The following is a 9648-nucleotide window of genomic DNA, read 5'->3' as shown; positions in this document are numbered from 1 at the left end:
CTGAACACATCGAGCCTCGGTCACTTCATGGGCACGCGAACGATGACGCCCCCCATGACGTCGTCCTTCACAAATTCAGGGTAGTCATCACCACGGTTGGGGTGATCGTTGTGGCAACTCCAACACGCTTCCGCGACGGCTTTGTCTGAATAGGCCGCAACGAAATACTTCTCACCGCCCAACTCTTCTTCGCCGTAAAAATTCTCGGTTGGGTTCTCAGCCAAAAAATCCAGAGCCGCGACTTCGAGATCGCTCTTGGGTTTGTTTTGTTCATTCAATGGCCACTTGCTTTTCAAGGCATACGTGAACCCGGCTTCGGGGTTGTCAAACACCAGTTCCGATCCCATCCGAAACATTTGCGCTGGCAATGGGATCGTGTGCTCTTCGTCTTCCCAGTACTCACTCGGTTCGACGGGCGCCTCTTGCTTTTTCAAACGCGTGACGACCTTGGATGCGTAGACGGTCCGATCGGCCATCATCACCGCGTGCACAGCATCCGCAAACTTCTTGTACGGGATACCGGCTTCCGAGGATTCCGATGGGGTGGCGGATGCATTGGCACCTCCACCACATCCAGTTGCTGTCGCGATGAACAGACACAGCAAACCAAAAACGGAAAGTCTGGGATTGAATCTGAATAACATGAACATGTCCTAGGGTTAGGTGTGCTTTGAAAAAACAGCCGAAATGAAGCGGCCGGAAAAATGTCGAAAGAGAACCTTCGACAACAATCGCGACGAGACGATTTGTTTGCATGAGTCACTTCTGCTTGGAACGAGCCTCCCGTTTGCGTTGTCTTTCTTCGAAGCGAGATTTCGCCATGTCAAAGCTTTGGATGTGAGTGGATGGAGCGTCCGCAAAACAGTTGTCAATCAGTTGTTCATCCGCCAACGCATCGATCGAGAACGCCAGTCCGTGGCACTGCATGCACACGTCGCGAATCATCTTTTCATTGGGACGAAGGTTGTCGTTCTGGTTGTGATTGACCCAGACATTGCCGTCTTCATCCTCCATGCGAGGCATGTGACATGTGGCGCAGGAAACGCCGCTGCCCGTGGGTGCGTCCCCCGCCAGCTCACTTTGCCAGGCCGCATGATGGCTGGTCGTCAGAAACGATTGGCTGTGTTCGTCACTGTGACATGTCAAGCAGGCGTCAACGGAAGCGTACTGGGTGTCAAATCGGTGCCCCGAATGACAAGCGTTGCAATCCAGCTCGCGGTGTGCAGCGTCAACATGCATCGGGATGCGAGCATCGCGGGGCGTCATGGCGGGCAAGTCCGCTGCCAGACGCATCCCATGATGGCCTTCGAAGAAAGTTTCCATCTGCCGCTCGTGGCAATTGCCACACGTCTGAACAGAAACTTTGCGATTCCATGTGCCTGCGAGATTGGAAGCAGCTTCGTCTCTGTCGTCGGAGACCTCCAAGTGACAACCACTGCAGTTCACGCCGGCTGATGCGTGCGCGGTGGACGCCCAATCATTCCAAATCATCAAGTCATCTGACGAATCGGTCGTGCCTAAACTCTCGAGTCCATCGGCGTCCTCTCTGGACAATGCTTCGTCGGAATTCTCCGACAAAGTCAAACGTGTCAGTCCGACCATTTCTTCTAAGAACACGTCCTCTTCGGCGTGCTTCAACAGAAAATCCTCATACAGAGCCCGGTTGTCGTGGTAGTTGTGGCACCCCGCTGTCGCACACGAATCGAACTTAAAATCTGCGTGGCTGGGCCGCGTTTGCAAAGTTTCTTGGTGGCAATGAAAACAATAGTCCGCCGGCATCGTCAGCCCCATCTCCAGCGTTTGTTCCTCGACATGTTCTCGGTGACACGTCACGCAGTCCGTTGCATCCAGCACGGACAACAACTCAGCATTGGTCGGATCATTGAATTTGCTGGCGGGATGCGTGTCCTTCGCACGTCGCAATTCTTCCGCATGACAACTCGTGCAGGCGTCTTCACGCAGCCCGCTGCCTTCGGTGTGACACAAGTCACATCGCATTTCAATCTGATAGTGTCCGTGCGATGTTTTGCCCGGCAACAACATCGCTTTGGTCGATGCCTCCGGCGCGAACGCCGAATAAGCAATGCCAGCGATCACCAGCGCATTCACGCCGATCAAACTTAACCACAGTTGTTTGGCTGCCGTCATGTCAGTACCAATACACGCTGAAGACATGACCGGCCAACAACGCAGGCAGCGGAACGAACAGAGCGATGTGAACCCAAGTCAACTTGGGTCGCCATGCTCGCAAGAACATCGCGGAATCGCCCGACAGTTTGGATTCCAGCGATGAAGCGATGCCCGCCAAACCACCGACCAAAGACAGCAACAGAAACGTCAGGCTGAGCGAGAAATTCAGATTGCTGCCCATTCGGACACCGGTGTGAACGATCAACCCAAACAACATCGTGGTGCCGATGACGGCGTGTGCTGCTCGCCACCATCCATAGTCGCCGAAGCTGACGCGTTTCACTCGTTTGCGAAGCGAAAACAAGAGCGCCACCAACATTAAAAACAACAATGAAAACCCGGTGACCTGTTTGATGAATCCGTCCCGCCAGAACAGGTCCACCTTTCGCCAAGAATCCTGGACACTAGCAGCAAATGGAATCGGCGGCATTGCAAAGAGCACCACCGCCAGGCAAGCCGCCAAAACGGAAGTCACCAAAACGGCTTTGTTGCCGCGAAGATGGACGGTCTCTGCGCCCTGCCCCACCAATTCGCAGAGCATGTTTCGACAGGTTCCACAGGCGGTTCCGGCGCCGGTCGCCGCCGACAACTCCGGCATCGTCGCGTGCCCCTCCGCGATCGCGATTCCGAGTTTCTCTCGCGTCACTCCCATGCAGGAACAAACCGTCGCGTAGCCGGGCCACTGTTGGATCGGCAATCCAGCCCCACCGGCAAACGGTGTCCCCGTTCGTGCAAAACGCACTCGTTGAGTCGGCCACAATCGTTTGTGCTGGGCAACCGACATTCGAATGAGGTTCACGTCTTCCCACTCGCCCACCGAAGCCGCACCGACCACACGGCCCTGTTCCAAAATCAGTTTGCGATATCCGTCTTTGCCCGCGTGAGTGACGACCACTCCAGAGGTCGATTCACCAATCGCTTTTCCAAGAGTGATCACGGGAACGCCAAGTAGTTTCAGCTCGACCGATTCCTCGTCGTCGACAAACTCAACTTGCTCACCCGACAACCGCGCCGCCAAGACATCGGCCATGCGATAACAGGGCGCCACCAAACCGTGGACCTGTCCTTCCACGGCGGCACACTCACCAATCGCGAAAACGTTTGGGTCGCTGGTTTGCAAACTCCGGTTCACCGCGATGCCACCTCGGGGGCCGAGTTCCAAACCAGCCTGTCGCGCCAGCTCGTCCCGTGGACGAATACCGGCGGCAACCAAAACGATGTCGACTTCCGCGGGCTCCGCGTTTTCAAATTCCAAAGTCAGCTTGCCATCCCGAGCGACAATTCCTTTTGTCCGACGCGTGACATGCACGTCAACGCCCAGCGATTCGACCTTTTCTTTCAGCACCTTTGCCCCCGCGGCGTCGAGCTGTCGAGGCATCAAGCCAGGGGCAACTTCCAAAATGGTGGTCGCCAAACCAAGATCCGTGATGACTTTCGCGGCTTCCAAACCGAGCAATCCACCGCCAATGACAGCCGACGTCTTGGCATTGCGAGTGTCAACGAATCGCCGGATCGCTTCTAAATCATCAACCGTGCGATACACAAACACACCCGGGCTTTTCACACCCGAGATCGGCGGCACCCAAGGGAACGATCCTGTCGCAAGCACCAAATGATCGTATGGCTCAACGCGTCCGTAATCGTCGTGAACCTGTTGGCGTTCCAGGTCAATTCGCGTGATGCGTCGCCCCGTGTGAAACAGAATGTCATGTTGCTCGTACCACTCTTTGGGCGAGAGCAACAGTTCCGACTCGGGGCGTCCCGCCAGCAAAGAGGAAAGGTTCACGCGGTCGTAGGCCGGCCGCGGCTCTTCACCAAAAACTGAAATGGCGAACCGCGAACGCTGGCTACTTTCAACGATCCGTTTGCAAAACCCATGAGCCGCCATCCCTCCGCCAACAAACACCAAACGCTCGGCCGATATGACATCGGCGTCGGACGGAGTGGCGAGTTGGGGAACACCTTGCATGGGCAGGCCGGTTGTCGACTCACGTGGTTTGCATGCTCACGCGGTGATCGGTCCACGTGGAATCAATTGCAATGGTTGAAACGATGTTTCACGTCCAAAGCACACGTCATTCCAATCTTCCGACTCTCGAGGACCAAACAGCTGAAGTGCTCTTCAAAACCAGCTAAGGGCGCGCATTCCTCAAAAGATGCATCACTCGGGCATCTATCAAAGCGATGGATGATGGCGCATCTTACGCATCAGACGGTGGTGCAGATTCTGCCGTTGAAAAGACAGGCAGATCCCTGCTTAGCGAGCAAGCAATGCTGCCCACGGATTAAGCGGGCATGATCTGAAGCAAGTTCCCACGATACGGATTCGATCAGCCGTCGCCGATCAAATCGAACAGGAACGCTCGTTCAGCCAATCTTTTCAAGTTGGCAATCTTCCAGTTTCACGCTCACGCCTTGTTGCATGAAGCGAACAAAGACCAGCAAACGCGATTCATTTTCGCGGCGAATCACCGTTCCCTCGTAGCCCGCGAAGGTGCCGTTTTTCACGCGAACATTTTCGCCTGGTTGAAGCCGGCTCTCGATCGTCAGCGGCACGCCCATCTCGATCAAGCTTTGAATCTGCCGGAGGTCATCCAGCAGTTCGGGCACCTCCAGGATTTCAGTCGCTTTTAAAATGGCCCCGGTGCAGACCGCTTCGTAGCGAGCTTGATCGTCGCCTCGCAAAAAGACATACGTCGAGAACAAAGGTACGAAGGATTCACGCAAACGTCCCGCTGGCGAACGAAAACGTTGCTTGATCATCGGCGCGTAGTGGGGCACTCCTAGCTCGCGCAACTGTCGAATCACCGACTTTTCCTGCCGAGTTTTTGTGTACAGCAACCACCAAGGCGAATCCAGAGACTCTTCCTGATGGATCAAATCCTCGGGATAACAATCAGGTTCAAAAGGAAGAATGGGCATCGAAGTGATAGCGTCCGTGAATCAGTGTTGAGCCGAGTTGATCGCCGCGATGACTTTGTCCGTGGGAACATCCCCGACCATCGCAACGTGCCCGATCCGGTCCGGCAAAACAAAACGCAGTTTCCCGTGCGATACTTTTTTGTCATGCGACATGACAGGCAGCATTCGTTCTGGATCCGCGTCTTTCCAAACCAGTGGCAATTTCGCGGCGGACAGCACCGCGGTCTGTTCTTTTAGCAAAGATGGGTCACAGAGTTCCATGTCGATGGCCAACTGCGCGGCCATTTGCATTCCAATCGAGACCGCTTCGCCGTGCAGACACACCCCATAGCCCGCCGTGGCTTCGATCGCATGGGCAAACGTGTGGCCGTAATTCAAGATCGCACGCCGGCCGGATGTTTCACGCTCATCTTCGGCGACCACACGGGCTTTTGACTCGCAGCTCTTCCTGATTGCGTACCGCAGTGTCTGAGGTTCCTTCTCGATCATTCGCGCGGCGTTGGCTTTGAGCCAAGCAAAGAATTCGGCGTCTTCGATCACGCCGTACTTGATCACTTCCGCCATGCCGCTGATGAAGTCGCGATCGGGCAACGTGGAGAGCGACTGCGTGTCGATCCAAACCATCTGTGGCTGCCAAAAACTGCCCACCATGTTCTTGCCGCCGGGCAGATTGATCCCGGTCTTGCCACCCACACTGCTGTCGACCATCGAAAGCAACGTCGTGGGAACCTGCACGAACCTCAACCCGCGAGTGAACGAGGCGGCCGCGAATCCGGCCAAATCTCCCACGACCCCGCCGCCAACCGCGACAACAACGCTGCGACGATCCGTCCCTGATTCCAACATCGTGTTCCAAATCGACTCGAGCCTCGAAACCGATTTGCTGGTTTCACCCGACGGGATCGCGATGCGTGTGATGCGAATATTGGACCGCGAAAGTTGCTGCTCAATCGAATGAGCGATCGTGTCCGCCACTGCCGCGTCGTGAATCATAACCACATGCGTGCAGTCGCCCACTGCGTCTTGAAAGTGCTTGGCAAAATGCGACGGCTCAGCGGCGTCGGTCAGCCCCGTGGTGATCCAAATTGGGTAGCTGCGGTCACCAAGCGAGACTTCGATTGATTCAATCGGTGCGGTCATGAGGTCGATGGGTTGGGGCAAAGTTGGTTGCACGGTTAGGATAGTGTAGCCGGTGAGCCGTTTTCGCGGCATGCCTCCGCGGGCTTCCTCACCCCGGCCCGAACCTGCCGCTTCCGCCCCTCACGAATTGCCCTTTGATGAACGAAAACGAGTCCCCTGCCGCGGATCCTCATGCGGACAAATACAACGATCCGCGGGTCGTCGTCACTCGAGGCCAAATCGTCGCGTTGGTGGCCATCGTTGTGATCGGTGCTCTCGTGGCCGTCCTCAGCATCGCTGCTCGCCGCACCAAGTTGGTCAAGACAACGGAGTTCTGGGGCCCCGAAGTGATCACCGCCATTCAATTGGGTGACCACGTGGAATTGATGCCCGGGCCGGGTGCCGATTTCAAACAAGTCGAACTGACCGCGTTCCCCGGACTCGGACACCTCCGCAAAGCACTGCTGGAACAATCCCACTATCGATGGGAGACCGTCGAACCTTTGTCAGTAGAAGCCCTCGTGGTCGATCCCAATGTCACGCAAACGGCAGATGAACTCGCCGCGGGAACGAAGGACGAATCCGGATCTCCGATCGTCGTTCGATTGGAATTTTCCGATCCGCACTACAAACGAGTCCCACCGGCTTTGATCGATTTGGAATTGGCCAGCGGAACAGTCGGGCCGGCCGATGGATCCCAACGCGTGAAGGTGACCGACCGGGTCCGCCCCGCTCTGCGACACCAATTGGGATTGCTGATGCGAGTCAGCGAATTGCGGTATGGCCAGCGAACCGACGCCGACGACAATGCCACTCCACCGGCGGAGTGAAACCGCTGCGTTGTGGTTCGCGAATATCAACGCAAACCGAACCACAGAATCGCAACCACTGCGACCACGTGAATCACCGCGGCAATCGCGAATTGGACACGGTACGAAACCTTTGCCGTTTTGTGCCTGAGTTTCTGTCCGGCGAGGTAGCCTCCCGGCCATCCGCCTAGAACGCTGGCCAGCAACAACGTTTTTTCCGGGATGCGACGACTGCCGGCCCGCGCAGCTCGTTTGTCGATCCAATAGAAAACCGCGGTCAAGACACTGGCAAAAAACGTTTCAGCGGCGATGATGAGTGCGAGCGTCACGGACAGTTTCTCCGAAGGCGTGTTCCATTCCCGCCGCATCCGGCCGCGGGTTCGTTCTCACGATTGTTCTTCGCATGTCATCACGTTCACGGAAAGCCCGCTCGAAAGCCAAGTCTCAAAGAGAAGGCAAAACCGCTTTCAAAAATTCTGACGCGGGTTCTTTTGGTGATGGAATTCTATCGAGCAGCAAGAACACCGGCGACGCCTCCAAAGGCGGATTGGCCAATCTGAACGTCCCGTACCCCAGAGGTTTGCCAACCGATCGCCCGCTCGATCAAGAAGACTACTTCGAACAGCTCGCCATTTGGTTGGATTTGGAAGCCGAAGCCGAACGAGCCCGCCTCGCGAAACTGCGTCAGATTCGTTCTCAACGTGACGTCGAAAGCACCGGCCAAGCCATCGTGGGGCTCGACATGGTCGATTACCACACCGGATTGGCGGGACGTTATCTGCTCGACTTGGCCAAACCCGGTGGCAAAGACCTGCCTATGAACCGGCTGAAAGTCGGCTCGCCAGTCGTGCTGTCGATGGACGACGATCCATCGGACGAAGGCATCGCAGGCGTCGTCAGTCGCCGCAAGAACCATTCGATCCAAATCGCGACCGACACCTTCCCGGTCCGCGACCAAGACGACCTGAAAAAGAAGGGCGTGGGCAAACACGGAAAATCCGGACGACGGCCCGCCGTCGTTTCGGACCGCTTCCGATTGGACATGTCACCGGACGAGACGACTCGTCTTCGACAACTCGCTGCCATGGCCAGGGCCCAAGAAATTCGCGGCCGATCAGGCAAACTTCGCGATGTGTTGCTGGGAGTCAAAACACCTCGCGTCGACGGTAACCCGATCGACACACATGAGATTGATCCGGAAAGCTTCCAGTTCGAACTCAGTGACATCGCCTTTCGAACCGAACTCAACCCGCCACAACGTGACGCCGTCGCCTTCGCGATGATGGCCGATGACGTCGCCATCATTCATGGTCCTCCCGGAACCGGCAAAACAACGACCATCGCCGAAATCATCGCTCAATCCGTTGAACGCGGCGAACGTGTCCTCGCCTGTGCGGCCAGCAACACCGCTGTCGACAATTTGCTGGAACGCCTGGTCCGTTTGATGCCCAACGTGGTGCGTGTCGGTCACCCAGCTCGCGTCTTCGAATCCTTGCAAGAACACACCCTCGACGCGTTGGTCGAATCGGATCCAACCAGCACGGTCATCAAAGACCTCCGGCGCGAACTCGATCAAATCCTCCGAGAAGCCAACCGGCCGATCCGGGCCAGCGGTGGTCGAGAACGCAAGCAGCGTTCCGAATTGTTCAACGAAGCCGGTCGTCTTCGCGGCATGATCCGGTCCCAAGAACGCAGCATCGTGCGTTCCGTGATCGATCGAGCCGATGTGATCTGCACCACGACCACCATCGACGAAGAACTACTCAGCGATCAATCGTTTGACTTGGTCGTCGTCGATGAATCGTGCCAGTGCACTGAACCAGGAATGTGGCAAGCGATCCTGCGAGCCGACCGTTTAATCTTGGCCGGTGATCATTGCCAATTGCCGCCCACGGTCTTGTCCGATGATGCCGCCAAGATCGGAATGCGTGATTCGTTGATGCAGCGTCTCGTGCATCGCTACGGCGAACGAATCTATCGTCGACTCACCGTCCAGTACCGCATGAACGAATCGATCATGCGGTTCAGCAGCGACCATTTCTATGACGGCACCTTGATCGCCGACGCATCCGTCAAAGGACATCGCCTGCGTGATTTGCCCAACGTCGAGGAAAACGATTTCACGACCGAACCACTCATGCTGATCGACACGGCAGGTGCAGGTTACGAAGAAGAATTGGAACCGGACGGCCAAAGCAAACTGAACCACGGGGAAGCCAAGGTCATCCTGCAACTCGTCAAACAACTCGCCGACATGGGAGTCACTGGCGACCAAATCGCAGTCATCGCGCCCTATGCCGCTCAAGTCCGAAACCTCCGCATGCGGTTGGATCTGGACGGGATCGAAATCGACACTGTCGACGGATTTCAAGGACGCGAAAAAGAAGTTGTGCTGATCACCATGACTCGCAGCAACCCAGACGGCGAAATCGGGTTCCTGTCCGATCAACGCCGCAGCAACGTGGCACTCACACGAGCCAAACGGAAATTGATTGTCGTTGGTGACAGCGCAACGCTCTGCAGCCACGATTTCTATTCCGACCTGTTTGGCTACTTCGAAGACGCTGGTGCGTACCACAGCGTCTTCACGCTCGAAGACCACTGATCA

Annotated in this window: 8 protein-coding genes; 2 read left to right on the top strand and 6 right to left on the bottom strand. The window is 56.3% G+C overall.

Going from position 1 to position 9648, the window contains the following annotated elements:
- Positions 1-20: 20 nt before the first annotated feature.
- From ACF8AM_RS03365 to aroB, 5 genes are all read right to left on the bottom strand, one after another.
- Positions 21-644 carry a DUF3365 domain-containing protein gene (locus tag ACF8AM_RS03365; protein ID WP_392554275.1) on the bottom strand — a complete coding sequence of 208 codons (624 nt, stop codon included), beginning with the start codon at positions 642-644 and terminating at the stop codon, positions 21-23.
- A 115-nt stretch (positions 645-759) separates the two neighbouring features.
- On the bottom strand, positions 760-2148 hold the full coding sequence (locus ACF8AM_RS03360) for a cytochrome c3 family protein (RefSeq protein ID WP_392554274.1): 1389 nt from the start codon (positions 2146-2148) through the stop codon (positions 760-762).
- Position 2149: 1 nt separating this feature from the next.
- Complete coding sequence (locus ACF8AM_RS03355) at positions 2150-4159, bottom strand: FAD-dependent oxidoreductase (protein ID WP_392554273.1); 2010 nt, start codon at positions 4157-4159, stop codon at positions 2150-2152.
- A 398-nt stretch (positions 4160-4557) separates the two neighbouring features.
- Positions 4558-5112 carry a transcription termination/antitermination protein NusG gene (locus ACF8AM_RS03350; RefSeq protein WP_392554272.1) on the bottom strand — a complete coding sequence of 185 codons (555 nt, stop codon included), beginning with the start codon at positions 5110-5112 and terminating at the stop codon, positions 4558-4560.
- Positions 5113-5133: 21 nt separating this feature from the next.
- Complete coding sequence (gene aroB / locus ACF8AM_RS03345; protein WP_392554271.1) at positions 5134-6252, bottom strand: 3-dehydroquinate synthase; 1119 nt, start codon at positions 6250-6252, stop codon at positions 5134-5136.
- Between the two features lie 137 nt (positions 6253-6389).
- Between aroB and ACF8AM_RS03340 the strand changes: the two genes are divergently transcribed.
- Positions 6390-7061: a hypothetical protein gene (locus ACF8AM_RS03340; protein WP_392554270.1), complete on the top strand. Its 672-nt coding sequence runs from the start codon at positions 6390-6392 to the stop codon at positions 7059-7061.
- A gap of 26 nt (positions 7062-7087) precedes the next feature.
- Here the strand turns inward: ACF8AM_RS03340 and ACF8AM_RS03335 are convergent, their stop codons facing one another.
- A complete protein-coding gene (locus ACF8AM_RS03335) occupies positions 7088-7408 on the bottom strand; it encodes a DUF1294 domain-containing protein (RefSeq protein WP_392554269.1) in 321 nt (106 codons plus the stop codon).
- Between the two features lie 35 nt (positions 7409-7443).
- Between ACF8AM_RS03335 and ACF8AM_RS03330 the strand changes: the two genes are divergently transcribed.
- Positions 7444-9645 carry an AAA domain-containing protein gene (locus ACF8AM_RS03330; RefSeq protein ID WP_392554268.1) on the top strand — a complete coding sequence of 734 codons (2202 nt, stop codon included), beginning with the start codon at positions 7444-7446 and terminating at the stop codon, positions 9643-9645.
- Positions 9646-9648 lie beyond the last annotated feature (3 nt).

The organism is Rhodopirellula sp. JB055 (assembly GCF_043100905.1).
Lineage (GTDB): Bacteria > Planctomycetota > Planctomycetia > Pirellulales > Pirellulaceae > Rhodopirellula.
The sequence above is the reverse complement of the archived record's forward strand: the minus strand, read 5'-3'. Positions and strand labels throughout refer to the sequence as shown.

Excerpts from the sequence above, each read along its gene's own strand:
- ACF8AM_RS03365 (WP_392554275.1), bottom strand. The coding sequence starts at position 644 with ATGTTATTCAGATTCAATCCCAGACTTTCCGTTTTTGGTTTGCTGTGT.
- ACF8AM_RS03355 (WP_392554273.1), bottom strand. The coding sequence starts at position 4,159 with ATGCAAGGTGTTCCCCAACTCGCCACTCCGTCCGACGCCGATGTCATA.
- ACF8AM_RS03335 (WP_392554269.1), bottom strand. The coding sequence starts at position 7,408 with ATGCGGCGGGAATGGAACACGCCTTCGGAGAAACTGTCCGTGACGCTC.
- ACF8AM_RS03330 (WP_392554268.1), top strand. The coding sequence starts at position 7,444 with ATGTCATCACGTTCACGGAAAGCCCGCTCGAAAGCCAAGTCTCAAAGA.
- aroB (WP_392554271.1), bottom strand. The coding sequence starts at position 6,252 with ATGACCGCACCGATTGAATCAATCGAAGTCTCGCTTGGTGACCGCAGC.
- ACF8AM_RS03360 (WP_392554274.1), bottom strand. The coding sequence starts at position 2,148 with ATGACGGCAGCCAAACAACTGTGGTTAAGTTTGATCGGCGTGAATGCG.
- ACF8AM_RS03340 (WP_392554270.1), top strand. The coding sequence starts at position 6,390 with ATGAACGAAAACGAGTCCCCTGCCGCGGATCCTCATGCGGACAAATAC.
- ACF8AM_RS03350 (WP_392554272.1), bottom strand. The coding sequence starts at position 5,112 with ATGCCCATTCTTCCTTTTGAACCTGATTGTTATCCCGAGGATTTGATC.